Source organism: Bacillus cereus group sp. MYBK30-2, from assembly GCF_051915945.1.
In the GTDB taxonomy this organism is placed as follows: domain Bacteria; phylum Bacillota; class Bacilli; order Bacillales; family Bacillaceae_G; genus Bacillus_A; species Bacillus_A paramycoides.
Genome location: NZ_JBQAFR010000006.1, coordinates 84,675 through 111,222 on the forward strand (window position 1 = coordinate 84,675; position 26,548 = coordinate 111,222).

Sequence of the window (26,548 nt, forward strand, 5' to 3'; positions counted from 1 at the left end):
ACAACCAGTTACAAAAATCATAGAGTGAAATACAAAAGCTGCTCCTTAAATACGAAGCAGCTTTTTAAGTTCTTTTGCATATGTACGACTAACTGGGACTTTAGACCCCTCTTTCATAATTAAATTATAAGTCGAATTAAACCACGGCTGTATCTCAGAAATATGATTAATATTAGCAATGAAACTACGATGAACACGCATAAAAATTGTTTGCGATAATTTTTTTTCCAAAATCACAAGTGTATCATGTGTTACATATGTTTCTTTCATTGTTTTTACAGTTACTTTCCCATCTACAAGTCCTACATAAATAATATCTTCAATATTAACAAGTACAATTGATTCCTCAATTGGTAGTGCTAATTTATGCATCTCGGCCGTTACATCTATACTCTTTGCATCTTGCTTTGTTTCTATTTTTGTTTGCTTTTGTTTCTTATATTTCTTTAATGTCTGTACGATACGCTCTTCATCAAATGGCTTTAAAATGTAATCTAACGCATCTACTTCAAAGGCTTGTAGTGCATATTGATCATATGCAGTTGCAAACACGATTGAAGGCGGATTTTTCATCTTCTTTAATATATTTGCGATTTCAAATCCGTTATCATCAGATAGTTGAATATCTAGAAAAACTATGTCTGGCTTGTTTTTCATTAATTCTTCTAAAGCATCCTCTACACAATCAGCCTCGCCAATTATCTCCACTTCTTTCGTTCGCTCTAATAAATATTTCAATTCATCCCGTGCTAACATTTCATCATCAACTACTAATACCTTTAACACTCGTTTTTTCCTCCCCTACTTTTTTTGGAATTATAAAGAGGATCTTTGTTCCTTGCTCCAATTCACTTTCAATTTGAAGCATTGTCTCTTTTCCAAATAACCCGATAAGCCGTTCATTAATATTATATAAAGCTGTTCCAGTCCCTTTCTTTGATGGAACCACCATTTTTCCTAATTGCTCTAGACGCTCGTTCTCAATTCCTTGCCCATTATCCTTCACCTCAAAGTAAACCATTCCCTCTTTTTCAAACACATGTACCTCAACTTGGCATACTGATTGCTTTTTTGGAAAAGCATGGCGCAATGCATTTTCAACTAATAACTGAAGCACGAATGGTGGAACTAATGTTGTCTTTAATTCTTCTTCAATGTACATCTTTACTTCATACTTATTCGGAAATCTTGCTTGCTCTAACGATAAATATGCATGTACATGATTTAACTCTTGTTCTACTGGAATAAGTAATTGACGTGCCCCTTGCAAATTACAACGGAAATAAACGCTAAGCTGTAGCAATAATTTTCTTGCTTTCTCTACATCTGTTCGGCATAAAGCTGATACTGTATTAATCGCATTAAATAAAAAATGCGGATTGATTTGTGCTTGCAGCGCCTTTATTTCAGCATCTTGTAATAACTTACTTTGCAACTCAGCTTCACCTAACTCAAGCTGTGTGGAAAATATTTTCGCCAGTCCTTCCGCTAATTCTTCTTCAACACGACTTAATTGATTAGGGGTTTTAAAATAAAGTTTTAATGTTCCTATCGTATTTCCATGTGAAGTCAATGGAATGACAACTGCCGCTTGCAATGGACACCCTTCATGTTGGCAATTAATCATCTCACGTGATTTCGCTTTCATTATTTTCCCTGTTTTTAATACTTCTTTTGATAAACCTGTGATTAAGCTATGTGAAGGAATATGATGATCTGATGCTAATCCAACATGAGCTAAGATTTTCTCTGTATCTGTTAAGGATACCGCATCTGTTCCCGTAAAGCGGTGAATAATTTGTGCCACATGCTTGCAAGATTCTTCTGTTAACCCTTGGCGAAAATATGGCAACGTTTTATCAGCAATTCGTAATACTTTATGTGTTTGCAGAGCTTTTGCATTCTCTTCTTGACGCAAAATGGCCTGTATCATAGAAAGTAAAATAAAGCTTCCGAAACTATTTACAAGGATCATTGGGATCGCAATTGTTTTCACAATACTGATTCCATCCTCTACAATTAATAAAATCATAATCATTTCTAAAGAAACGATAAAAACACTTAAAGCCGCTGAAAATTTAGGGGTAATTGTACGATTATATTTTTTGAAAATGTATCCAATATAACCTGTTATAATTCCTGCTAAAATTGATGAAATTGCACAACTTGCCGCTGTCGTTCCGCCAAGCATATAACGATGAATACCAGCAATAGACCCTACTCCAATTCCAACGATAGGCCCACCTAACAAGCCACTAATTCCAACCCCCATGATTCGTGTATTCGCAATCGTGCTAGATGAAGAAACACCTTGTAGCCAATTTTCATTCATAATAGTATTTCCTGCTATTTCAATCCCTGTGTAATTGCTTACAATTGTAAACACCGAAAAAATACAAATAAGCTTAAGCTTATCTACATATCCGTCCTGTTTATGAAGAAGGCGTCGGAACGTTTTAATATGAGAAAGTAAAAATCCTAAAATAACAATAAGTCCGACGCGTTCAATCATCATAAGTACTAAATTTAGCATCTGTGATTCATTCCTTTTTTATTTAGTTAGTGTTATTATCGGAAAATAACAATGGAATCGTCAAGAATAATGGGTATATTTTGAAGTTACGTGTGATATTGGACGACAAAGAAGCATTGAACAACTCTAGTTCAATGCTTTTTCTTTATTTATGAAAGAAATTCGGTGTAAGAACATCATTCGGGTACGGTTTGTGGTAAATGTGAGTTGTAGCAGGTGATAGCGGCGGGATTAACCATACCCAATTTCCCGTAACAACTCGGCCACAAGCAGCTTCCTGCTTTTCAAACTGTTGAAATTGTTGTGCGGCAGTATGGTGATCTACAATACTAACTCCTTGTTTTTTAAAAGAATGTAACACCGCAATATTCAACTCAATCAGTGCCTTATCTTTCCATAACGTACTATTTCTCGAAGTATCTAAATTCATCATCTCTGCAACTGCCGGAAGTAAATTATAACGATCATGATCCGCTAAGTTACGAGCACCAATCTCAGTTCCCATATACCATCCATTAAATGGAGCTGCTGTATAAGAAATGCCGCCAATCTCTAAACGCATATCTGAAATCATCGGTACTCCATACCATTTTACTTCGAGCGTTGAAATTGGGTATTCTGGATGTTCAATTGGTACCTCTTTCACTTCTTTTTTAGGAATTTCTCTATATACAGGACCTTTTCCATCAACAGAAAATACAAGCGGTAATACATCAAAATGTGTACCTTCGCCTTGCCAACCAAGCTCCTGACATAAATCAGTAAATGTAGCGGAGTGAGAATCACCAATTACCCCCATTTCCGTCTTATATCCTGCATATCGAATTAATTGATGATTATAAATCTGAATATTATTTTCTTCACCTTGATATTGCTTAAAAATTGTAATTGTCGGTTTAACTTTTCCATCATTCGTCGCATATTTAATATGATGAATTAATGCATTATATACACCTTCCTCATCATTTACTTCACGCGCATCTAATATGTGCATCTTATTCCAAAATAGTCTTCCGATACATCTATTACTATTGCGCCATGCCATTCGTGATCCATGAACAAGTTCTTCAAATGTATGCTCATACGTTCCGGTCTTTTCTATCTCTATTAAAATTTCTTTCATACGCTCTTCTATTAATTGCTCTTTATTAAGCTCTTTATAGCAAATCCTAATAAAATTACTTGCTTCCTCTATTAATTGTTTCGTTTTACTCATAAACAATCTCCTTCTATCTCAACAAGACACTACTACTTTACAGTATAAGCAAAAAGGATAAGAGTCACAAACGAAATCAAAAGTGTTACTTTTATCGTAATATTTTTCAGAAAATTATTAGAATTGTTATTGACTTTCGAAATAAACAAGTGTATTTTTGACTTAGGTAAAATATTTTTACCCAGACCAACTTTTTGAGTGGAAGGGAGGTAATATCATGTCTTCATTTCAATTGCCCAATCTTTCATATGATTATGATGAACTAGAGCCATATATTGATGGTGACACATTAGCCATTCATCATGGCAAGCATCATGCGACATATGTAAACAATTTAAATGCTGCTTTGGGGGGCTATACCGAATTACATAATAAATCGTTAGAAGAGTTACTATGTAATTTAAACACCTTGCCAAAAGAGATTGCTACAGCCGTAAGAAATAACGGCGGTGGCCATTATTGTCATAGCCTTTTTTGGGAGGTGATGAGTCCGAAAGGTGGCGGCGATCCTAATGGGGACGTTTCAAAAGTAATTGATTATTATTTCAACACCTTTGACAACCTAAAAGATCAACTTTCTAAAGCTGCAATTAGTCGTTTTGGAAGCGGATATGGATGGCTTGTTCTTGATGGTGAAGAACTCGCTGTTATGAGTACACCAAATCAAGACACACCTTTGCAAGAAGGAAAGATCCCATTACTCGTTATCGATGTATGGGAACATGCCTATTATTTAAAGTATCAAAATCGGCGCCCAGAATTTGTTACCAACTGGTGGCATACAGTAAACTGGGACCGAGTAAACGAGAAGTATTTACAAGCAATTCAATCACAAAAACATTAGTCGTGCGTATAAGGTAAATTTGGTAATGTAAAACTAGTATTGTCGAAATCCTCCAGAATCCCCCGGATTGCCACCGGGGGATTTATGATTACTTCAGTGTATTTATGTAATGCTGTAAAACATTTTCCATTTCTAATTTCAATTCGCGGAACGGAAACCCTAATTCGCGAGCCTTTCTATTATGTAACGTACAATTAGCCACTTCATTATAAGGTGCTATATTGTCTCCTTCTTCTTGAATAAGAGCTTTTGTCCCACTATGTTCTTCTATGAAACGAATAACTTCTCCCATAGAGATCACTCCGTTACTACAAGCGTTAATTGGACCTTCTATGTTTTCCATTCCGCACCATGCTAAAAACTCTCCTGCTTCTTTTTCATGTATGAACGATAACTTTCCATCTAAATGCCCCATAACAATAGGCTCTTGTTTCACAACATTTTCAACGTAAAACTGTAATCTCTTCGTATAGTCATTTTCCCCAATAACAACCGGAAAACGTACTACAACGACTGGGAATGTTGCAAGTTGAAACAACACCGCTTCTGCTAATCGCTTTCCTTCACTATAAGTAAAATCTTTCCTATCTCCATACGTGATTGAATACTCATACGGGTTAAAATCCTCTTCTTGCAGGTCTAATGCAGGTTCATAGACAGCCATTGAAGATGTCATAACATATCTTTTCACCCTATCACGTAATACTTTACATATAACTTCCGCAGCATTTGAGCTATAGCATAAATTATCGTATACAACATCATAGCTTTTACCTTCTAAACGCTCTTCCAGTAACTTTTCGTCTTCTCGATCTACTACAATTCTTTTTACCATATCCCCAAAGGAATCTTCGGTAATTCCCCGCGTAGCAATCGTTACATCATATCCTTCTTGCAAAAGTGTTTCTACTAATTGCTTACCAAAAAACCTTGTTCCCCCTAGAACCAACACCTTTTTCACCTTTATCATCCCCATTTTAGAAATTGTAAAATACTACCTCTATTATAAATGCTACTATATAAAAAGCATGGAATCATTATAAAGATTCCATGCTTTCCTACATGCTATAGATTAACGCACTCGGTATTTAAAAATACAATAGCAAAAATATAAAATTGAAACTACCGATACATAGACCGATATTTCATATACTACTGACTCTCCCCATATTCCCATAAAATAAAAAAGAGAAGGAAGTGTAAGTGTTACCCATGATTGTACGAATGCTATTCTACCAAGATATTGATTAATATTTTTCTTTTGTACATTTAGTACAAAGAATAAATACCAAAGTAAAGCCCACATAAACCATGTTAGCGCATTAAGAACATCTTGAAATTGAACAAATGATACGACCATATAAAATAAAGCGATAATAACTACCCATAGGCAAAACCATCCTAATCCAGTACTACTCATCCCTGTAATAAAGGTAACCCCTACGTACAAATACGTTAAACCAAATAAAAAAGTAGCTGCATATGAATATACCGTCCAATTACTTTGATCAGAGATCATAATTAAATAAAACGGAATGATAATTTGTAATGCCCCCACAAATAAATTAAAAACACCTGCACTCTTCATCTCTGCTTTGCCTAGTATGACAAGGCTATTTAAAAATAAGGCTGCACCTGAAAGTAATAATCCTACATAACCCATATATACTCGTGTGAAAATCTTATGTTTTCACACTGTAACCTCCCCACCATATAAAAAATCATATTATTTATTATCTTTCTTCTTACTTAAAACTACATACATAGTTTTTTATACAACAAGTCAGACTTCCTACCTTAAAAAGTAAAATAAAACTCCCTTTAATAACTGCTATACAGCAATATTATTTCTTGTTTAATCCCAGTCAGCTTTTCAGTATTTGAAAGTAACAGTATTCCCCTAATACCACGAATTAAAAGCGCTTTCAATAAGAAATAATCCTACCAAAAAGTTAATAGGATTACTTGATTATAAACGCACTCTAACAACAAGACAAGACCTGGGATGATTTTTAAATTATTCCCTTTTATTTCTATGAAAGTTAATAGAATGCTTCATTTATACTAGTTCATTCTACTAATCCTTCACATAAAATATTTTAAATTCATATTAATTTCTTTAGAAAGGTAAGATGTATATGTTTCATCATGGAATTTCTCGATATGTAGTTCCATAAACAGCTCGTTCGAATTCTTAATTCTCTTATTACGTAATAGGGGCTGGCCAGTAATACATTTATCTTTATGAGAGAATTGTATTACTGACCTAAAACGTCATAATTTCCCCTGATATTTCTTAGTTCGGAACAACTGCTATTTATCATAAATATCATTCGGATTTATTGTAGCAATAAATCCATTTGTAAAACTATATTCTTTAGATACATTATCTGGAGTTACCGTAAACGTTACAATTTTGTTGCTTTGCTGTTTAAAATAGCGCATCCAATTTTGACTCCATTTATCATTTGTAATAACTTGTTTATTGAAGTCTTCCCATAATACACCATGTATAAGGTTCAAAGATGTATTTTTAATTGTTTCAAATCCCCAATTCTGTATAAGAAATAGGTTAGAATCAATGCTTTTAATTTCTTTTAATACATTTGCATATGCCTCTCTAAATTTCTCTTGTGTAGCTGGCTGATTATAAAAATAATCATCAATATCACCAGCTGTATCTAAAAACACCCCATCTATACCTTTTCCAATAATTTGCTGTTTTACTTTATTAACAACAATCCCTCGATAATGTTCGTCAGCTAAATTCATAATATATGTATCCCACTGCTCTATTTTCATTTTCTTGCCGTCTCTATAATAATAATCAGATTCTACTACTTGTGGTTTATGCCATGCTTCTAATTCTAAAACACTTACATACCCAAGAACCAAAGTTCCCGATTTTTTTAATTGTTGAATTTGTTCTTTCGTAAATGCATATGGCTCAATAATAACCATGTCGTACTTTGAAAGTCTCTCAATTACTTGCTCATTCGCTTCACCATAATAAATTTTATAACTCTGTACATTTTTCAGAATCGGATTCACAACATTCGCTTGAGCGGATGTATTTGAAGAAAAAACAAAAGAAAATATAGCAAAAAAACACATGGAACGTTTCCAAATCATAATGATATTCTCCCCTATAAAATTGTAATTTTCCAACGCCTTAAATTTTAACATCTTACAATACAAATAACAGTAAGTATATGCTATTTTACATTTTTGTGAGATGGATAATTTTATATAAATCCAAAAAAATACAATGTATTAACAAAAATTAGAATTTATTCCCCTTGAATTTACTATATTCCTATTGATAAAATGATTGGGGCTCTAATTATGATATATCCTAAAATAGTTCTTTTAAATTACGCATTTCGCTTCAATGTATTATTCCTCAAAACTAAATTTGCAAACGGAAGAAGGGATTTATTTTTATGTACTATAAGCAATCCAATTTATTTCAAAAAATGATTGAACCTACAATTCTCTTTATTGCATTATTTTTTCTCTCAATACTAACTGATTTTTTAACACCTACGTATGAATACTTCATACTCTTATTTATTACTTTAATTATTTCTAGCCGATACGGTATATCTATTGCGCTTTTCGCCTTCCTGGAAGCAATGGTTTACATTTTTCTAAGCGGTATATATAAGGGAGACGATATTTTACTTTATTTCTTCTCACAAGATCATTGGATAAGTTGGATCTTCTTACTTGTTATTAGTTTATATTGCGGATTAATGAGTACTTCACAAAAAGAACGTTATGAAGATATACATATGATAAATAAAGAACTGAAGGCTGAAAGTAAAGAATTAAAATATGTTATTAAGCAACTAGACGAAACACGTATTACACTGCGTTCCCGTGTGCTTGAATCAAACAATCATTTATCTAAAATGTATCATATGTTTAAAGCTTTAAATCATACACATCCTGAAATTGTATTGGATGAAGGAATGAATGTATTAAAAACATATTTCGGCGCGAAAAAAATTGGTATCTATCACGTTGATAATAATAAACAATCACTTCGTATTAAATTAAGATCAGAAGCTGGTGAAAGTACATTACCTCAGTCCATTTTTGTTAAAAACTCTTCATCAGTCATCAAAAATGCACTAGAGCATAATCGACCTTTTTTCCGTACAGATGCAGATTTTCAAGATGCTCCACTTCTAGTTGGTCCCGTCCTATTCCAGGATGATGTGCAATACGTCATTATATTAGACGAAATTGAGTTTTCAAAAGTAACTTCTGAGCAATTTGAACTTTTCACGTGGTATTTACGCTGGATGGGCGATCGTTTACAGAATGCTTCTAATCTTTGGTTATCAAGTCAAGAAGATCGTACATTCCCTAAAACGAGCATTTACTATGAAGATGAATTTGAACATTTATTAAAAATTGAAAAGAAACGTTACGAAACGTTATCTTACCCATATTCCTATTTTGAGTTCAATGCACCACAAGACTCCTTACAAATGATAAATTCTGTTTTAAAAGACCATTTGCGTGATATTGATATATTCGGTTATAACGCTATCAAGCAAAAAATTATGATTTTATTACCTGGCACGGAAGAAAAGTTTTTATTACAAGTTAAAACTCGTATACAAAATGCGCTCTCTTCTGAAGGAGTGACATTCTAATGATTTTACTCCTTCTTTATGTTATATATGCTATTTTGATTTTTATCTTATTTCGATTTACGAAAAGTTTAATTACAGAAAATAAGAAAGGAATTATTGAATTTTGCTTGATTATCTCTCTTCTTTTCCCAATCATTGGACTTATTGTATCAGTAATCATGTTATTACTTAATATAAAACGATCCAAAACCGAGTGGTTACAGCAATACTCTGATTATCTTTCCTTTCAAGTTGATAATTATGAAGATATTTTAGAATCGTCTAAACAAGATCTGGACCTAATTTCATTTTCGTCTGGATTAGAACTCGATAAGCCTGAGCTGCATAAACAACTCATTGTACAGTTAAGCTCATCCTCTATTTCTAATGAAGGGAGCTTATTGAAAGAAGCAATTCACCATAAGGATCCTGAAACCGTACATTATGCAGCGACTACTATTAATTTGCTAAACGAACGATACGAAAAACAGATCGAATACTTAAATAAACAATTTCTACAAAATCCACAACATGAAATTGCGCAAGAACTAGTCTCTAATTATTTAAGATATATAGACAGTGGTCTTCTTTCTAATCAGCAAAAAGAAAAAATAATTGATGACTTTATACATTTTATTACACAAAGTGTAGAACTTTTCCCTAAAGAATCTCTTTACTCTTTCCAACTTGGAAATCTGTTTCTATACAAAAAACAATATGCAAGATCTGAAGAACAATTTTCAAACCTTATTAATTTCTATCCCGAATCATATTATGGTTATGTTGGATTACTTGAAACATATTATGAACAAAAGTTATGGGACAAGCTTTATGATTTAATCAATAACCTAACAGATACGAAGAGAATTCATATGCTACCGCGCAAATATCAATTATTTGTAGGGCAGTTTGGAGGCGTACACATTGAAAAAGGGGATTAATATATATATTGGGATTATTATTATCATTTTATTTCTCTTAATTTTATCCATCCTTATATACAGAACAGATAATTTTTATCAAAAATTTTCTGTTCCTAAAATTAAAGAAACAGATACCGTTAAAACACTCAATGCAAAAGATGTCACTCAAAGTGGACATGAAATGCAATTATACGTTTTAAAAACGGATAATAAACTAGGCGAACAAATCGCATTTAATACAGAAAAGGCAATGGATTACGCACATCTACACTATAAAGATATTACAGCTAATGAAATTAAGGGACTTACCCCTTCTCCCTATACAGGGATTATTATTACAGGTGAAATAATAGGGCAACTTTCACAAGCTGACATTCAAAATTTTGTACAAATGGGCGGAAGACTTATCATCGCAAACCGACTTGATTCAGATCCTTCCTGGAATGCTATATTTGGTATTACCAAAAAAGAAGGCTTCAAAGACGCGAAGGGATTAACTTTTGAAGAGGTTTTATTCCCTGGTTACCCAGATATCCCAAGCTCTTCAGGTTTGTTTACCCATAGCGCAATGAACATTACGCTAGATGAAAATACAACTACGCCTTGGATTACAGCGGAAGATACTCCTATCCTTTGGACTAATGACTACGGTCAAGGAAAAGTCCTATATTGGAATACAACAGCATTAGAAGATAAATTAGGTAGGGGTATGTTTGTTCAATCACTTGGGACTATTTTCCCTGCTTTCGCTACAGCACAACTTGGCGCAGAAATTATGTATATTGATGATTTTCCATCTCCAATTCCAAGTGGAGAACTAAAGAACTTAACGACGGAAAAAATTTCTGTTGAAGAATTTTATAAAAAGCATTGGTGGAAGAAAATGAAGGATATCTCCGATGAACTTCATATTAAATATACAGGTGTTGCGATTGGGACATATCAGGATAAAGTGACACCACCTTTTGAAGATTTCACAGATAAAAATAGAAATACCTATTTATTATTCGGGAGAGAATTATTAGCTCATGGCGGAGAAATTGGAATCCACGGCTATAACCATCAACCTTTATTATTACCACCAGATCCGGTAGACAAATCACTTGAATATGTTCCTTGGAATTCAAAAAAGGATATGGAGAGCTCTTTAGATGCTCTACAAAAACTCGTGTATAACTTCTTTCCAAATGAAAAATTAAAAACCTATGTACCACCATCCAATATTATAAATACAACTGGATTAAGTGCATTAAACGACGCTGTCCCAACTCTAGAAACGGTCTCCTCTCTATATATGGGGAGTAAAAGTAACGGCAGTTTAATTCAAGAATTTGGACCAGATGAACATAACAAAAACATTTATCACTTCCCGCGCATTACTAGTGGCTATGCTATCACAGATGAAGAGCAATTTATCTTAACTGATGTTACCGCAAATCTAGGCGTCATCTCACATTTCGTCCATCCAGATGATATCCTTGATGAAAAACGCTCAGGTAACTTAACATGGGAAGAACTATTTAAAGCTTATAAAACGACAATAACAGAAATACGGGACAGATACCCTTATATAAAAAGTATGACTCAAAGTGAAGCAACTGCTTCCATGAAAATTTATCAAACCGGTGACCTAGCCGTTTCTTATGAGGATGATGCTGTTCATATTGCATATAAAGGGTTGCCAAGTCACGCTTCAACAATTATACGTGTACAAGAAGGTAAGAAAATACAAACTGGGACATTCCCTTACGGTACCGTTAAAAAACTTGATTCCCAAATTTATAGCGTTACATTAACGAAAGCTAGCGCTACAATTCCAATTAAAGGAGCATAACATATGAGAATAGGTTTGGTCGTTGAAGGTAGCTATCCCTTTGTAAGTGGAGGGGTAGCAAGCTGGGTCCAAATGATTATCCAGCAATTTAAAGAACATGAATTTACGATTTTTGCGATTGTCCCGCAAGTAAAAACAGAAGAGGAATATCAGTATGAAATCCCAAACAACGTAAAAGATATCATTCTCATCCCTCTACAATCTGAAAGCGAATTAAAACGTATAAAAACAAATTTAACTGCTGAAGAAGTACAGACACTTCAAAAGTGGTTTACCTTTCAGGCTAACGATACAACAGCATTACGCATATTAGGAGATAAACAAAAGTTAGGAACACTCCATTCCTTCTTTGAAAGCCAGGAGTTTTATCAAATTGTTAAAGAAAGCTATTTATTTGAAAAGAGTAGTGGATCTTTCTTAAATTACTTTTGGATGTGGCGATCTATGTTCACACCAATCATTCAAATTTTACAAATCGATTTCCCTGAATTAGACCTTGTTCATTCCGTATCGACAGGATATGGCGGGCTGCTTGGTGCTGCAATTAGCGCCAAATCTGACATACCATTCCTTCTAACTGAGCATGGTATTTATTCTCGGGAACGTGAAGAAGAAATACTACAATCAACATGGATACCAATTGAATACAAAAAAAGATGGGTTTCTTTCTTTCATCATTTGTCCCATCAAGCATATAAACAATCCGATGATGTAATTACGTTGTTTGGCCGAAATAGTACGTATCAAAAAGAATTAGGTGCCCCGGCTCATAAACTAAAAATCATTCCAAATGGCGTTACCCTATCAGACTATAATGGGCTCCGTAAACCAAAATATAATTCGGATAAACTCGTTATATCCGCTATTATACGTGTTGTACCAATTAAAGATGTGAAAACGATGATTTATGCAGCTAAACTATTATTAGAGAAGGAAATCCCATTCGTATTTTATTTGCTAGGTCCTGATACAGAAGAACCAGAATATGCCCAAGAATGCCGAGATTTAATTCAGCAATTGGAACTAGAAGAATATGTAATCATGACTGGTAGAGTAAATATTAAAGATTACTTAAAACAAACAGACATTCTCGTGTTAACAAGTATATCTGAAGGACAACCACTAGCTATGTTAGAAGGAATGGCATCAGGATTGCCATGGATTGTTACGGATGTTGGTTCTTGCAAAGAACTAATTTATGGACAAGATGGTGACCCATACGGCCAATGTGGATTTGTTGTACCACCTGTATCTCCTGAACAAGTTGCTATTTATTTAGAATGGTATTATCGTCATCCTGAATCCATTCAACAGTTCGGGGATAATGGTCGAAATCGTATTGAGGCGTACTATCAGTTATCGGGCGTCGTTGATAGTTATCGTAAGCTTTATTTAGAAAGAGGCGAAAAAACATGGCCGGAATAGGATTTCGTTTACAAAAATTATTTCAAGAAGACTATTATTCTTCGAGAGTAAAAGCATATGGATTTTCATTATTTGTTACAGCTGGTCCTTGGTTAGTCGTTATTTTAGCAGTAACAACTATTGGATATATTTTAAGTTTGTTCCATTCTATTTCAATTGAAGAACAGCGTCTTTTCACAATTTCAATTTCATATTGCTTTATTTTTTCCCAAATTATATATGGGGCTCTGCAGCTCATCGTCACAAGATATGTGGCTGACCTTTTATATGAACAAAAGGCTGACAAAGTATTTTCTTCATTTTTAGGAATGACGAAAATTACGCTCTTTTTAGCTATCGCCTTATGGCTTGTTTTTGCATTTGTTACTCCACTAGCCTTTTATTATAAAATCGTGATGCTATTTTTATTTTTAGCTTTAAATATTATTTGGATTCAGTCCATTTATTTAACAGCAGCTAAAAATTATCAGTCAATCGCTCTTGCATTCTTAATTGGTTCAATTTTTTCCCTATCTGGAATTGCGCTTATAGCTTACTGGCATCCAACACTTGGACTAGAGCATGGATCCGCTTTATTACTCTTAATTTCATTTACAATCGGGACATTTATTACATTAGTATGGTTAAGTATAGTCATTGTACGAATGTTTCCAAACAGTGATGCTACTGAACAATTTACCTTTCTTTCTTATTTAGATAAATATCCAGAACTATTTTGGTCAAGCCTATTTTACAACATTGGCATTTGGGTATGTAACTTTGTTATTTGGTTCGGAGAAGGACGAGGAAACATTGAAAATACATTTATTTATCATAAAGTTTATGATACTTCTGTTTTCTGGGCGTATTTAAGCATTATTCCGACCTATATTTTCTTCGTAGTATCCATTGAAACAAGATTTTATGAAAGATATAAAAGGTTCTTCGGTTCGGTGAACAATGGAGGGACATTAAATACAATTTTACAATTAAAAGATTCGATGAATTTTGTTCTTAAACAGGAAATAGAACGCATACTTCGTAATCAAGGTATTTTTTCTTTACTTATTATTTTTATAATATGGATATTTAGTTCACAATCAGGAAAAATGACCCTTGAATACTCTATTCTGCAACTAACTATAATAGGTGCTTATGCAAATGGAATGGTCCTCGTTATTACGTTACTACTCTTATACTTTGAGGATCGTAAAGGTGCCTTCCGAACATCAGCTTTATTCTTTTTTGCAAACCTGTTATTAAGTATTCTTCTACTTCCATTTGGATTCAATGGCTACGGTATTAGTTTTGCAATTGGGTCTTCTATTACATTCTCATATGCTATTTATCGACTCTTTGCTTACATTAAAAATATTGATTACCACACATTTTGTCAGTCCAATGCTCCTATGAAACAACGAACTTTCTTTACTAAATTTGCTAATAAACTTAATGGAAAATAAATAAAAAAATGACCTTTTGCTCCTGCAAAAAGGTCATTTTTTTATCTGTATATTAAACTTCTAGATAGCCATTTTTGTTATTTGATTGCCATCTCCAAGAATCTGCACACATCTCTTCTAATCCACGTGTTGCTTCCCATCCTAGTTCACGCTTTGCTTTCGATGCATCGGCAAAGCATACTGCTACATCACCAGGACGACGCTCCGTAATTTTATAAGGAACTTTCTTTCCTGAAACCTTTTCAAATGCTTCAACCATTTCTAACACACTATAACCAGTACCTGTACCGAGATTATATGCATCTATCCCAGTAGTGCCAAGTACTTTTTCAAGTGCCTTTACATGGCCATTTGCTAAGTCTACAACGTGAATATAATCACGGACGCCTGTACCATCCTTTGTTGGATAATCATTTCCAAATACACTTAATTCCTTTAGCTTACCTACAGCTACTTGTGTTACATATGGCATTAAATTATTGGGAATTCCATTTGGATCTTCTCCAATACGCCCACTCTCATGTGCACCAAATGGGTTGAAATAGCGAAGTAATGCGATACTCCATTCCGCATCAGCAAATGCTACATCACGCATAATTTGTTCAATCATTAATTTCGTTTGACCATATGGATTGGTTGCACTTAATGGAAACTCCTCCGTAATTGGTGATGTTTCTGGGATACCATATACCGTTGCAGATGAGCTAAAAATCATCTTCTTCACATTATGCTTCTGCATCACTTCACATAGCACCAATGTGCTTGTAATGTTGTTATGATAGTATGTTAATGGAATTGCTACTGATTCTCCTACAGCTTTAAAACCTGCAAAGTGAATAACAGCCTCAATTGTATTTTCTTCAAAAATTGTATCAAGTGCCTCACGATTTAAAATATCTTCTTTATAAAACTTAAATTGTTTTCCTGTTATTTCTTTCACTCGATTTATAGACTCTACTGAGCTATTCGAAAGGTTGTCTACTACTATAATTTCATAATCGTTATTTAGTAATTCCACGCATGTATGACTACCAATATATCCTGCTCCACCTGTTACAAGTATTGCCATAATTATAGTCCTCCATATTTCATTCATTATAAGCTTCTCAAAGTATATCACATATTTCTTACCATATGTTTATTATGCGAACACATAAAATTACATTTTATCCCATAATTATTTTGCATAATAAATGATTCCACTTGTGCAATCAAAAAAGCCACATAATAGAGGTAATGTGGCTTTTTTCATTAAATTACGTAACAATATACACTTAGAAAATGGGCAAGACTACCTAGCAATACAAAAATATGAAAAATTTCATGATGCCCTATATGTTTAAATTCTAACCATTTCGGCTTTGCACCATAAATAAACCCACCAATTGTATAAAAGATACCCCCAAGCACTAAGAAAACGATGCCCCCTGTGCTTAAATTCTTAGCTAACGGTGCAAAGAATAGAACAATTAACCAGCCCATCGTAATATAAATTGCTGTCGATAACCATCTCGGACAATTAAACCAAAACATTTTAAAAACAATACCGCAAATCGCAGTTGCATAAACTAAGCAAAATAATAGCAAGCCATTTGCGGAATGTAATGTAATTAAGCAAAAGGGTGCATATGTACCTGCAATTAGTATAAAAATCATCGAATGATCGAGCTTCCTAAAGAAATAAATAACACGTTCACTCGCTACAACACTATGATATACAGCTGACGCTGTATAAAGGACCATCATCCCGATACCAAACAAAATAATAGCTGTAATTGCAGCAAAAGATGGCATCTTAACAGAAACTTTCACAAGCATAGCTAATAATGCAATAAATGATAATACAGCCCCCCCTAAGTGGGTAAATGCATTAACCGGTTCTCTTACATAAGCATTCATATAAACACCCCTCATATAATTACATGTAGTTTCGATAACTACATGTAATTATATACATAATGTTCATATAGGTCAACATTTACAATTCATTTGTTTCGTAATACCATATTTAAAGATATATCAAACATTAAGTTCCACCATGTTATAAAAGTGAGGGGTTCTACGTGGAAAATATAAATAAATTACTGGAAACATTACGTTTAGAAAAGAATATTAAACTTGAGGATATCCCAACTGTCGACTTATATGTAGACCAAGTTGTCCAACTATTTGAGAATACTTATGCAGATACAACGAGAACCGATGATGAAAAAGTATTAACAAAAACAATGATTAACAATTACGCAAAAGGAAAATTGTTCATCCCTATCAAAAATAAAAAGTATTCAAAAGAGCATATGATTTTGATCAGCTTAATTTATCAATTAAAAGGAGCCCTCTCCATTAATGACATAAAAAGTTCCTTAGAAAATATAAATGAACCTTTAATAAACGACGCTACATTCGAATTAGATACTCTATATAAAGATTATCTTGCTCTAACTGAAACCAATGTTGAAAACTTTAAACACGACGTAACTAACCGTGTTACGGAAGTAAACGAGGTTTCTTCCTTAGAAGATCCAAAGCTAGAAAAGTTTTTATTACTAACATCTTTCGTGACTATGAGTAATATGTATAGACGTTTAGCGGAGAAATTAGTTGATGACCTAAAAGAGTCTTAAACAAATAAATGGCACCCTTAAGGGTGCCATTTATTTCATTTATGCTTTGCTAAAAATTCTGTTATACGACGATATACATATATCTCATTTTCTTTCTTTGAAAATCCATGCCCTTCATCTTCAAGTACAATGTATTCTACATCGACTTCTTTTTCTTGCAATGCTTGAAAAATTTGATCCGATTCTGTCTTTACAACCCGAGGGTCATTTGCCCCCTGAGCGATAAGAAGTGGCTTTTTCATTTGATTCAAATATGTGATTGGTGAATCTTTCATAAGCTTATCTTTATCTTTCTCAACATCACCAATAAAACTAACAGCAATTGGCTTCCATTCTTCTGGCATAGAGTCAATAAAGCTAAATAAACTACTAGGTCCAAAAAGATCAATGGCCGCCCGAAAATATTCTGAATGGCGCCCATAAAGTAATAGGGTCATATACCCACCATAACTTCCACCCATAACAAATAATTTATCTGCAGTTGAAATACCTTGTTCAAACAACCACTCTATTCCTGCTACACAATCTAAGCGTGGAGCCTCTCCCCAATCACCCTCGATCATTTTCGTAAATGTTGAACCATATCTCGTACTTCCTCTAAAGTTTGGTGCGAAAATATTATATCCTTGTCTTAATAAATATTGAAACAATGCAGTAAAGTCCTTTATCTCAGCCCATTGTGGACCACCATGGGGCCAAAATATTGTATATCCGTTTTGTACCTCTTCCTTCGCTCGAAATAATAATGCCTCTATATTTAATCCATCAAATGAAGAATATGTAATAACATCTGGTTCAACAAAAGAAGATTCATGTAGACCAATAACATAGTTTTTTGTCAACATCTCCCACTCTGTACTTTCATTTTCCTTACAATAAATGTTTGCTGTTTTCGTTGCACTTTCACCTAATAAATATAAATTTTTAGATTTGGAAATATCTATTTGTTTTATCGTATCTACTGGAGTATCTAATAGAATTAATTCCTTTGTATCCCATACAAATCTGTATAACCTATCTTCAACACCTTTCGCTGTAACGATGTAACCAGTTTTCGTTTCTTCATGCCATTTTATAGTGGATACTTCCTCATTCTCTATTTTACATATTGGTTTGAATTCCTGTTTATCCAAATCAAAAGAAGCCACATAAGAAAACTCTTCTTCATAATTTGTAACAAAAATCACCGTATTTTCATCGATATAGCAAATGGAAGTTATAATATGTTCTTTTTCGCTGGAGGGTACCATACAAATAAGTTCCTCTCCCTTTTTCACATATCCTACATTATATGTATTTCCATACGATTTTAAGACAATAAAGCTTGATTCATTTGGACTCACTGCACTCAAATATGTAGGTGTCTCTACGCCCGTACAAAGGAGAATATCCTCTTTTGTACGCAAATTATAACAACGAGAATTAAAGAATCTTGGGTTATCTTTACTCGTAACATAATATAATCGTTCTCCATCTTCTGTTAAATGTACATAATAATCCTTTTCTTTCTCTTCTGCTGGAATCAATTCAAGCAATTCTCCACCCTCTGGTTTTAATGCATAAATATGATAATTTTCATCACCATCTTTATCAAATCCAGCTAAAATAAATCGATTTAAAGGATCCACTTTAATAAAATTGCTTGATTGATTACAATATGTTAACGGATACGGAGATAAATTTGGTAAATCCATCGCCCATAAATTGGAATGACCATTTAAGTTTGTACTGAAAATTAATCTTTTTTCATCTTCACTCACTGTAAACTTGCCAATACGATACGATCTAAAAAATTGCTCAGCATCTGCTTTTGGAAATTGAATCATCTTTCTTCCCCCGCTCTGTTTTTATCTAAAAATTCAGACTTACATATATATAAACGTTCTTCATTTTCCTATTTATCCCTTTTTCTTTTATTTAGATTTACTTCCACCTTCTGTTTTAAAATTTCATGTGCAAGTTCTATGATTCATCATTGGAGTGAATGAATATAGATATCCAATTTCCCTAAAATACTCCGCTATCCTTATGCCCCTTTCTTTCGGGCGAAACAAAAAACTATCCACCTGTTAGAGTGGATAGTTTTTTGTTTACTTAATTGCTTCATGAACCTTTAATTGTTTCCCTTTAATCGTTGTATTTTTCATGACCTTTAATACAAGCGGTCCTTTTCCATTTAATATTTCAACGTAAGAAACATTGTCTTGTATTGTAATGATGCCTATATCTTCAGCTGTAACACCTTTAATTTTAGCAATTGTACCGACGAAATCTACCGCCCTAATTTTCTTTTTCTTCCCGCCATTAAAGTACAATTTCATAATCCCTTTATTTAGGTCTGCATTTTTATCTTTCTTTATAATTGGTTTAGCATGTATTTTCTCCTCAAATACATCTTTCCCTTTCATAACTTCTTCTTTTGAAGGTGCATGCGCCCTTTGAATTTCAAAACCGATGTACTCCTCAATCTCTTCTAAAAACCTATTTTCATACGGTGTTATGAATGTAATAGCTTTTCCATTCTTACCAGCTCGTCCCGTTCTTCCTGTACGATGTACATAACTTTCCTTTTCTAATGGGATATCATAATTAATAACATGTGTAATATTATCAATATCGATCCCTCTCGCAGCTACATCTGTTGCTACTAAATAACGGAACTTTCCTTTTCTAAAATCGTCCATAACCTCAAAACGATCTTCTTGTACCATACCACCATGTATTTTGTCGCAAGGATAATTGACACGTTTTAATTGTCTAAATACGTGATCCACGTTTTCTTGTGTACGGCAAAAAATAATACAACTATCTGGATTCTCAATCGTTGTTACATCTTTAAGAAGCGAAAGCTTCTCCTCTTCTCTTACCTCAAAAAGGGTATGCTCAATTTTGTCTGTTGTAATCCCAGCAGCCTTAATTTCAATATGAGTTGGCGAATCCATATATGTAAGAGATAACTTTTCAACATCTTCTGGGAGCGTTGCTGAAAATAGCATTGTCATTCGTTTCGTAGGTAATTCGTCAATAATTGCCTCTACTTGATCGATAAAACCCATATTTAGCATTTCATCTGCTTCATCAATAACCAAGTACTTCAGGCGTTCTAAAGAAAGAGTACCTTTTTCAATATGATCTAACACACGTCCAGGGGTCCCAACTACAATATGTGTCTTTTGCTTTAACTCTAATTTTTGACGTGCAAATGGAGATTTACCATAAACCGCAGCGGCCTTAATTCTTTTGAAGCGGCCTATATTCGTAATATCTTCTTTTACTTGCACTGCAAGTTCTCTCGTCGGTGTTAAAACTAACGCTTGTGGCTTATTCTCTTCCCACTCCACCATTTCACAAAGTGGTATACCGAATGAAGCTGTTTTTCCACTTCCAGTCTGCGACTTCACAACAAGGTCCTTCTTTTGCAAGGCAACCGGAATAACCTCTACTTGCACTTCCGTTGGATTCTCATACCCTAAACCAGTAAGTGCTCTTACAATTTCTTTACTTAATGTATAATCCGCAAAACTTTTTTTACTCATGTAATAACCTCATTTTTATTATGTATTTAATAATTATATTTTTTATATCCTACGTTCAATTATACTAAAATAATATATTAACCCAATTTTTATAGTTCATTAAAGTACCAACTTATTCTAAGTATAATTCTTTATATTTTTTTTTGAAACAACATAATAGAGGGCAGCCTTAATAATAAGTCTGCCCACCTAAACAATATATTTTTGTAGAAGAAATATCTTTACGGAACTAGTCTCTTTACAACCGGTATTCTTTGCAATACTAAAGTTATTACCATACTAAGGACCAGTGTAATAATTACATTGATAGGTATTGCCAATATTGCATGTACATGTGCATTCACCTTTGGAATGACTATGTATAGATAATTATTTAATAAGAAAAAGTGAAGAATATAAATTCCAAGACTTGCTTGGTTTATGCCACGCAATAAAAATGGTAATTGTCTGTCTGAATTTTGGAAAGTATACCTGAAAAATACAAATAGTCCAATTGCCATAAGTACAACACCTGGAGCAAAATATTCATACCAATATTGATCCAGCTGTCCATTAGCTTTGACTGTATAATGGTATGTAATAAAGAATGTACCAATAAATCCTACAAGTCCCCCAATATAAGAAATGTTCCTCCATTTTTTCGCAATATCATAATTCGATAAGTAATAACCAAGTAGAAAATATCCTACATAATTTGTAACGTAAAATAGTTCGATATTAAAGTTGATAGGATAATAATAATTTACTAGTTTGACTATAACAGATGCATATAGCCACAAAATTAAAAAATATTCTATCTCTCGCTTCTTAGCATTTTTCACAAATACTTTCAGTAAAGGTGTGATTAAATATATTCCTACAATCATGTATAGGAACCACAGATGTAACCCGATACTATTTGTTAAAAAGTACTTTATCCCTTGCTTTAAAGAAGCGGGAAAGTATCCTACGCACGCTCCGTATATGTAAAATATAGCACTCCAACCTACAAAAGGTATGATCACTTTACTTGCACGTTTCTTTAAAAATTCCCCAATAGAAATATCTTTTGTTCCCTTTAATAATAAGGCTCCACTAATCATTACAAAAATCGGAACACTAGCACGCGAAAGTGAATCGTAAAAATTACCAGCCAACCAACGCGATACGTTATTTGAATCTAACATAGAAACATAACCAGCAGCAACGTGAATTGTAACGACCGCAATTGTCGCTACTACACGTAGCCAATCCATATATACTAAACGCCCCATAAAATCTCCCCTAAATCAATATACTTATCTATTATTTTCCATATATAATTCTACATTAAATCATTACATATTATAACCATATAAATCCAATAACTATTAAATAAACTTTAATTTTTCAAATTAAACATTAAAACCTTTGACTTATTACTAAAAATACTGTAAATTATCATTTGGACGAACGTTTTTAAACAAACTTAGTAAAATATTCGTGTTTTAGGGGTGTAAATGATGGAAAACGTATTTGACTATGAAGATATTCAATTAATTCCTGCAAAATGCATTGTAAATAGCCGATCTGAATGTGATACAACTGTCACTTTAGGAAAACATAAATTTAAATTACCTGTCGTACCTGCAAATATGCAAACGATTATTGATGAAAGAATCGCAACTTATTTAGCTGAAAATAATTACTTCTACATCATGCATCGTTTCCAACCAGAGAAACGAATCTCATTCATTAGAGATATGCAATCACGTGGATTAATTGCTTCAATCAGCGTTGGTGTTAAAGAAGACGAGTATGAATTCGTACAACAATTAGCTGCTGAGCAACTTTCACCTGAATACATTACAATCGATATCGCGCACGGCCATTCTAATGCTGTGATCAACATGATTCAACATATTAAAAAGCATTTACCAGAAAGCTTCGTTATCGCTGGAAACGTTGGAACTCCAGAAGCGGTAAGAGAATTAGAAAACGCTGGTGCTGACGCAACAAAAGTTGGTATTGGACCTGGTAAAGTTTGTATTACCAAAATTAAAACAGGCTTTGGAACTGGTGGTTGGCAGCTAGCTGCACTTCGTTGGTGTGCAAAAGCTGCAAGTAAGCCAATCATTGCTGACGGCGGTATTCGTACGCATGGCGACGTAGCTAAATCTATTCGATTTGGGGCGACTATGGTTATGATCGGTTCTCTATTCGCTGGTCATGAAGAGTCTCCAGGGGAAACAGTTGAGAAGGATGGAAAACTTTATAAAGAGTACTTCGGCTCAGCTTCTGAATTCCAAAAAGGTGAGAAGAAAAACGTTGAAGGTAAGAAAATGTTCGTTGAGCATAAAGGTTCTTTAGAAGACACTTTAATCGAAATGGAACAAGATCTTCAATCTTCTATCTCTTATGCTGGTGGAACAAAATTAGACTCAATTCGTACTGTAGATTATGTTGTCGTGAAAAACTCTATTTTCAACGGTGACAAAGTATATTAATTCTTAAATTTAACTCGAAGGACAAGCATTTTTATGCCTGTCCTTTTTTTCATGTATAAAACCGTTAAATATTTTCATTTAACTGAATTTTCTAGTATCATGTTTTTAAATACTTAAAATAAGGAGGATACATTAAATGAAAGATGTAATTGAGAAACGCCCTATTCGCGAAGAAGTTCCTACTGAACTAATATGGGATCTTTCTGATTTGTATAAGTCTGATAATGAGTGGCACACTGCATTAAATGTATTAGAAAATGATATAAAAAGACTCGATGCATTTAAAGGACAATTACATACTAATCCCACCACTTTATTAAATTGCCTACTTTTAGAAGAAGAGCTTTTAATGAAGTTAACAAAACTCAGCACATATGCAAATTTAAAAGAATCTACTGATCGTACAGATCCAGTTATTCAAGCGAACTCTTCCAAAATTTCAGCTCTAGGAGCGAAATTGCATACCGCACGATCCTTTATTCATAACGAAATTCTTTCATTTGGAGAAGGAACGATTGAAAAATATTTAACTGAGGAAACAAAACTCGAACCTTTCCGTAAATCATTATTAGAAGTACTCAAAAAGAGACAGCATACTCTCTCACCTGAAACAGAGGAGGCCCTTGCTGCACTCGGCGAAGTTCATAGTTCCCCCTACAAAATTTACGGCATGACTAAATTGGCGGATATGGATTTCACTCCTATACAGGACGAACAAGGAAATGATTTGCCTGTATCATTTGCATTATTTGAAAGCAAATATGAATTTTCTCCAAGCGTATATATACGTAGAGAAGCATATTCATCATTTGTTTCCACATTGAAACGCTATAAAAATACAGTTGCAACAACATATGCTACTGAAGTAAAAAAACAAGTGACACTTTCTCGTTTACGCAAATATGAATCCGTTACTCATATGCTTTTAGAGCCTCAAAAAGTTCCACTTGAAATGTATCACAACCAACTAGATATTATTTATAACGAATTAGCGCCTCATATGCGCCGTTTTGCAGATTTAAAAAAGAAAGTATTAGGGCTTGATCAAATGCTTTTCTGTGACTTACACGCACCTTTAGATCCTGAATTTAATCCGACAATCACATACGAAGAAGCTGGTAAACTAATTCAAGAGTCTTTAAAAGTATTAGGAGAGGAATATAATGCTATTATCGAAAAGGGGTTTAAAGAAAGATGGGTAGACCTTGCAGATAACGTTGGAAAATCAACAGGTGCCTTCTGCTCTAGCCCATACGGTTCTCACCCTTATATTTTAATTACATGGCAAAATACGATGCGCGGATGTTTCACATTAGCTCACGAATTTGGGCATGCTGGTCATTTTTATTTAGCAAATAAAAATCAGCGTATTATGAACGTACGTCCATCTATGTACTTTGTGGAAGCACCTTCAACAATGAATGAATTGCTATTAGCACAGCATCTACTCGTGACAAATGAAGATAAGAGAATGCGTAGATGGATCATTTTGCAACTACTCGGCACATATTATCATAACTTTGTTACTCATTTACTTGAGGGTGAATATCAACGCAGAGTATATTCCTTAGCAGAAGAGGGGCAAGCGCTTACTGCTACAACTTTAACTGAGATAAAAACGAATGTCCTTTCTACATTCTGGGGAGATTCAGTAGAAATTGATGAAGGCGCCGGTTTAACATGGATGCGTCAACCTCACTATTATATGGGCTTATATTCTTACACATATTCAGCAGGCCTAACTGCATCTACCGCTGTAGCCCAAATGATTAAGGAAGAGGGGCAGCCTGCTGTTGATCGCTGGCTCAATGTACTTCGTGCAGGTGGTACAATGAAACCACTCGAATTAATGAAACACGCTGGAGTAGACATGTCAAAACCAGATGCAATCCGTAAAGCTGTTTCTTATGTCGGTTCATTAATTGATGAATTAGAACGTTCTTATCAGGAATAAAGTGAAACTTTAATCAGTGGGGTTTTGTCCATCCCCCGCTGATTATTAGCCCACACCAATCGGGATTTTGCGGGATAAAAATAAGCCCTCGCTTTATGAGGGCTTATTCTATATCTACTTTCCAAATCTTTTGCGGTATCCGCACTTTCTACATAATTCTTCTACCGCAACCCTTTTTGAAAATCCATCTACAATATTTTTCGCTCTATCGCCCTCAATAATATTAGAGAATGAATCATTATTAATATTCCCAAGATTAATAATCCCCTCACCATCTAAACAACAAGGAATAACAGTTCCGTTCGCTAAAATTCCAGCCTGATTACGTAAGCCATGACAGAAACCTTTTCCATCATCCTCTTCTTCATGTAATGCTGGCCACTGGAATTCATAATCTTGATTAATAAATACACGTTCCGCAATTTTTATACCTTTTCCTGGTGTAAGCTTCTCTTCAATTTTATAAGAAAGATCAAATTCTTTTTCGATAATAGATAATAACTCTCTATTCCGCTGAATTTCAAGATTCGTTTTGTTGTCCTGAGTTAAATTCCATAATCTTAACGAAACAATTAAATCCGATTGACTTGTCGCCTCTCTAATGAAAGAAAGTATGCTCCTTACATAGCCCTCTTTATCTTGCGAACCTGGGTGTCCATCAAAACTATGCAGCGAAAAATTCATTTGTCTTAACGCAGGCTTATTTAACAGTCTATGCCTTCTCTTATTAATTAACGTCCCGTTCGTTGTAATATTAACTTTAAACCCTTTTTCATGGCTTAAGTCTAATAGTTGATCTATTTTCGGATGGAGCAACGGCTCACCCTTCACGTGCAAATAAATGTAGTCTGTGTGAGGCTTAATTTGGTCTAATCTTTTAGCAAAATCCTCCACAGAAATGAATTGCTTCTGCCTTTCCGTCGGCGGACAAAAGCTACACGCAAGATTACATACGCTCGTAATCTCCAAGTAAAACTTCTTAAACTTCTTCACCTTTAATTCCTCACTTCTCTAACTACTTATACTTTTTCCTCTTCATATTACAGCATATTTTTATGGAAATAGAAACATACTTATTTTAGGAAATCTACATACCACCTAGTAAT

The 26,548-nt window shown here is 33.9% G+C and carries 21 protein-coding genes; 9 read left to right on the top strand and 12 right to left on the bottom strand.

All coding sequences use genetic code 11. The features are described 5' to 3' along the window. Window positions 1–45: 45 nt before the first annotated feature. The 3 genes from ACTFQM_RS23660 to ACTFQM_RS23670 form a co-directional block, all read right to left on the bottom strand. Window positions 46–786 carry a LytR/AlgR family response regulator transcription factor gene (locus tag ACTFQM_RS23660; RefSeq protein WP_265623068.1) on the bottom strand — a complete coding sequence of 247 codons (741 nt, stop codon included), beginning with the start codon at window positions 784–786 and terminating at the stop codon, window positions 46–48. After that, window positions 764–2,533 carry a two-component system sensor histidine kinase LytS gene (lytS, locus tag ACTFQM_RS23665; RefSeq protein WP_440036501.1) on the bottom strand — a complete coding sequence of 590 codons (1,770 nt, stop codon included), beginning with the start codon at window positions 2,531–2,533 and terminating at the stop codon, window positions 764–766. The genes ACTFQM_RS23660 and lytS overlap by 23 nt, the downstream gene beginning before the upstream one ends. A 145-nt stretch (window positions 2,534–2,678) precedes the next feature. Further along, window positions 2,679–3,749 (bottom strand): nitric oxide synthase oxygenase, encoded by a 1,071-nt coding sequence (locus ACTFQM_RS23670; RefSeq protein ID WP_440036503.1) that lies wholly within the window; start codon window positions 3,747–3,749, stop codon window positions 2,679–2,681. A gap of 217 nt (window positions 3,750–3,966) precedes the next feature. On the opposite strand from ACTFQM_RS23670, the gene sodA reads away from it, so the two are divergent. After that, window positions 3,967–4,593 (top strand): superoxide dismutase [Mn], encoded by a 627-nt coding sequence (gene sodA / locus ACTFQM_RS23675; RefSeq protein ID WP_440036505.1) that lies wholly within the window; start codon window positions 3,967–3,969, stop codon window positions 4,591–4,593. 88 nt (window positions 4,594–4,681) lie between these two features. Here sodA and ACTFQM_RS23680 read toward each other — a convergent pair whose 3' ends face one another. From ACTFQM_RS23680 to ACTFQM_RS23690, 3 genes are all read right to left on the bottom strand, one after another. Next, window positions 4,682–5,563: an NAD-dependent epimerase/dehydratase family protein gene (locus ACTFQM_RS23680; protein WP_440036507.1), complete on the bottom strand. Its 882-nt coding sequence runs from the start codon at window positions 5,561–5,563 to the stop codon at window positions 4,682–4,684. A gap of 102 nt (window positions 5,564–5,665) precedes the next feature. Further along, window positions 5,666–6,256 carry an AmiS/UreI family transporter gene (locus ACTFQM_RS23685; protein WP_178940845.1) on the bottom strand — a complete coding sequence of 197 codons (591 nt, stop codon included), beginning with the start codon at window positions 6,254–6,256 and terminating at the stop codon, window positions 5,666–5,668. Between the two features lie 650 nt (window positions 6,257–6,906). Next, the gene (locus ACTFQM_RS23690; RefSeq protein ID WP_440036509.1) at window positions 6,907–7,725 is read right to left on the bottom strand and encodes an endo alpha-1,4 polygalactosaminidase; all 819 of its coding nucleotides are present in this window, start codon (window positions 7,723–7,725) and stop codon (window positions 6,907–6,909) included. Between the two features lie 311 nt (window positions 7,726–8,036). Here ACTFQM_RS23690 and ACTFQM_RS23695 point away from each other — a divergent pair, with 311 nt between their 5' ends. The 5 genes from ACTFQM_RS23695 to pelG are packed head-to-tail and all read left to right on the top strand — an operon-like array spanning window position 8,037 to window position 14,863. Further along, complete coding sequence (locus tag ACTFQM_RS23695; protein WP_440036510.1) at window positions 8,037–9,260, top strand: GAF domain-containing protein; 1,224 nt, start codon at window positions 8,037–8,039, stop codon at window positions 9,258–9,260. Further along, complete coding sequence (locus ACTFQM_RS23700; RefSeq protein ID WP_440036512.1) at window positions 9,260–10,180, top strand: tetratricopeptide repeat protein; 921 nt, start codon at window positions 9,260–9,262, stop codon at window positions 10,178–10,180. Before ACTFQM_RS23695 ends, ACTFQM_RS23700 begins: the two co-directional genes overlap by 1 nt. Next, the gene (locus tag ACTFQM_RS23705) at window positions 10,164–11,996 is read left to right on the top strand and encodes a DUF2194 domain-containing protein (protein WP_440036513.1); all 1,833 of its coding nucleotides are present in this window, start codon (window positions 10,164–10,166) and stop codon (window positions 11,994–11,996) included. Before ACTFQM_RS23700 ends, ACTFQM_RS23705 begins: the two co-directional genes overlap by 17 nt. A 3-nt stretch (window positions 11,997–11,999) precedes the next feature. Further along, complete coding sequence (pelF, locus tag ACTFQM_RS23710; RefSeq protein WP_440036515.1) at window positions 12,000–13,421, top strand: GT4 family glycosyltransferase PelF; 1,422 nt, start codon at window positions 12,000–12,002, stop codon at window positions 13,419–13,421. Then, window positions 13,409–14,863, top strand: a complete 1,455-nt coding sequence (gene pelG, locus ACTFQM_RS23715; protein ID WP_440036516.1) for an exopolysaccharide Pel transporter PelG — start codon at window positions 13,409–13,411, stop codon at window positions 14,861–14,863. The genes pelF and pelG overlap by 13 nt, the downstream gene beginning before the upstream one ends. Before the next feature lie 52 nt (window positions 14,864–14,915). Here pelG and galE read toward each other — a convergent pair whose 3' ends face one another. Together galE and trhA are read right to left on the bottom strand one after the other, a co-directional pair. Beyond that, complete coding sequence (gene galE / locus ACTFQM_RS23720; RefSeq protein WP_002174482.1) at window positions 14,916–15,932, bottom strand: UDP-glucose 4-epimerase GalE; 1,017 nt, start codon at window positions 15,930–15,932, stop codon at window positions 14,916–14,918. A 182-nt stretch (window positions 15,933–16,114) separates the two neighbouring features. After that, on the bottom strand, window positions 16,115–16,762 hold the full coding sequence (gene trhA, locus ACTFQM_RS23725; protein WP_440036519.1) for a PAQR family membrane homeostasis protein TrhA: 648 nt from the start codon (window positions 16,760–16,762) through the stop codon (window positions 16,115–16,117). 164 nt (window positions 16,763–16,926) lie between these two features. Here trhA and ACTFQM_RS23730 point away from each other — a divergent pair, with 164 nt between their 5' ends. After that, complete coding sequence (locus ACTFQM_RS23730) at window positions 16,927–17,487, top strand: DUF1836 domain-containing protein (RefSeq protein WP_002174484.1); 561 nt, start codon at window positions 16,927–16,929, stop codon at window positions 17,485–17,487. Window positions 17,488–17,522: 35 nt separating this feature from the next. Here ACTFQM_RS23730 and ACTFQM_RS23735 read toward each other — a convergent pair whose 3' ends face one another. The 3 genes from ACTFQM_RS23735 to ACTFQM_RS23745 form a co-directional block, all read right to left on the bottom strand. After that, window positions 17,523–19,313, bottom strand: a complete 1,791-nt coding sequence (locus ACTFQM_RS23735; RefSeq protein ID WP_440036521.1) for a S9 family peptidase — start codon at window positions 19,311–19,313, stop codon at window positions 17,523–17,525. Window positions 19,314–19,577: 264 nt separating this feature from the next. Further along, window positions 19,578–21,023, bottom strand: a complete 1,446-nt coding sequence (locus ACTFQM_RS23740; RefSeq protein ID WP_440036523.1) for a DEAD/DEAH box helicase — start codon at window positions 21,021–21,023, stop codon at window positions 19,578–19,580. Window positions 21,024–21,244: 221 nt separating this feature from the next. Continuing rightward, window positions 21,245–22,276, bottom strand: coding sequence for an acyltransferase (locus ACTFQM_RS23745; RefSeq protein WP_440036524.1), 1,032 nt, complete (start codon window positions 22,274–22,276; stop codon window positions 21,245–21,247). Window positions 22,277–22,504: 228 nt separating this feature from the next. On the opposite strand from ACTFQM_RS23745, the gene guaC reads away from it, so the two are divergent. Beyond that, the gene (gene guaC, locus ACTFQM_RS23750; protein WP_098303702.1) at window positions 22,505–23,488 is read left to right on the top strand and encodes a GMP reductase; all 984 of its coding nucleotides are present in this window, start codon (window positions 22,505–22,507) and stop codon (window positions 23,486–23,488) included. A gap of 136 nt (window positions 23,489–23,624) precedes the next feature. Beyond that, window positions 23,625–25,442: an oligoendopeptidase F gene (gene pepF / locus ACTFQM_RS23755; RefSeq protein ID WP_440036525.1), complete on the top strand. Its 1,818-nt coding sequence runs from the start codon at window positions 23,625–23,627 to the stop codon at window positions 25,440–25,442. 114 nt (window positions 25,443–25,556) lie between these two features. On the opposite strand, the gene ACTFQM_RS23760 is transcribed toward pepF, so the two are convergent. Next, window positions 25,557–26,435 (bottom strand): radical SAM/SPASM domain-containing protein, encoded by an 879-nt coding sequence (locus ACTFQM_RS23760; protein WP_025146952.1) that lies wholly within the window; start codon window positions 26,433–26,435, stop codon window positions 25,557–25,559. Between the last annotated feature and the right edge of the window lie 113 nt (window positions 26,436–26,548).

Coding starts and splice junctions, on each gene's coding strand:
- ACTFQM_RS23700 (WP_440036512.1), top strand. CDS start 9,260: ATGATTTTACTCCTTCTTTATGTTATATATGCTATTTTGATTTTTATC.
- pepF (WP_440036525.1), top strand. CDS start 23,625: ATGAAAGATGTAATTGAGAAACGCCCTATTCGCGAAGAAGTTCCTACT.
- pelG (WP_440036516.1), top strand. CDS start 13,409: ATGGCCGGAATAGGATTTCGTTTACAAAAATTATTTCAAGAAGACTAT.
- guaC (WP_098303702.1), top strand. CDS start 22,505: ATGGAAAACGTATTTGACTATGAAGATATTCAATTAATTCCTGCAAAA.
- galE (WP_002174482.1), bottom strand. CDS start 15,932: ATGGCAATACTTGTAACAGGTGGAGCAGGATATATTGGTAGTCATACA.
- ACTFQM_RS23745 (WP_440036524.1), bottom strand. CDS start 22,276: ATGGGGCGTTTAGTATATATGGATTGGCTACGTGTAGTAGCGACAATT.
- ACTFQM_RS23670 (WP_440036503.1), bottom strand. CDS start 3,749: ATGAGTAAAACGAAACAATTAATAGAGGAAGCAAGTAATTTTATTAGG.
- ACTFQM_RS23735 (WP_440036521.1), bottom strand. CDS start 19,313: ATGATTCAATTTCCAAAAGCAGATGCTGAGCAATTTTTTAGATCGTAT.
- trhA (WP_440036519.1), bottom strand. CDS start 16,762: ATGAATGCTTATGTAAGAGAACCGGTTAATGCATTTACCCACTTAGGG.
- ACTFQM_RS23690 (WP_440036509.1), bottom strand. CDS start 7,725: ATGATTTGGAAACGTTCCATGTGTTTTTTTGCTATATTTTCTTTTGTT.
- ACTFQM_RS23740 (WP_440036523.1), bottom strand. CDS start 21,023: ATGAGTAAAAAAAGTTTTGCGGATTATACATTAAGTAAAGAAATTGTA.
- ACTFQM_RS23685 (WP_178940845.1), bottom strand. CDS start 6,256: ATGGGTTATGTAGGATTATTACTTTCAGGTGCAGCCTTATTTTTAAAT.
- ACTFQM_RS23695 (WP_440036510.1), top strand. CDS start 8,037: ATGTACTATAAGCAATCCAATTTATTTCAAAAAATGATTGAACCTACA.
- sodA (WP_440036505.1), top strand. CDS start 3,967: ATGTCTTCATTTCAATTGCCCAATCTTTCATATGATTATGATGAACTA.
- lytS (WP_440036501.1), bottom strand. CDS start 2,533: ATGCTAAATTTAGTACTTATGATGATTGAACGCGTCGGACTTATTGTT.
- pelF (WP_440036515.1), top strand. CDS start 12,000: ATGAGAATAGGTTTGGTCGTTGAAGGTAGCTATCCCTTTGTAAGTGGA.
- ACTFQM_RS23680 (WP_440036507.1), bottom strand. CDS start 5,563: ATGATAAAGGTGAAAAAGGTGTTGGTTCTAGGGGGAACAAGGTTTTTT.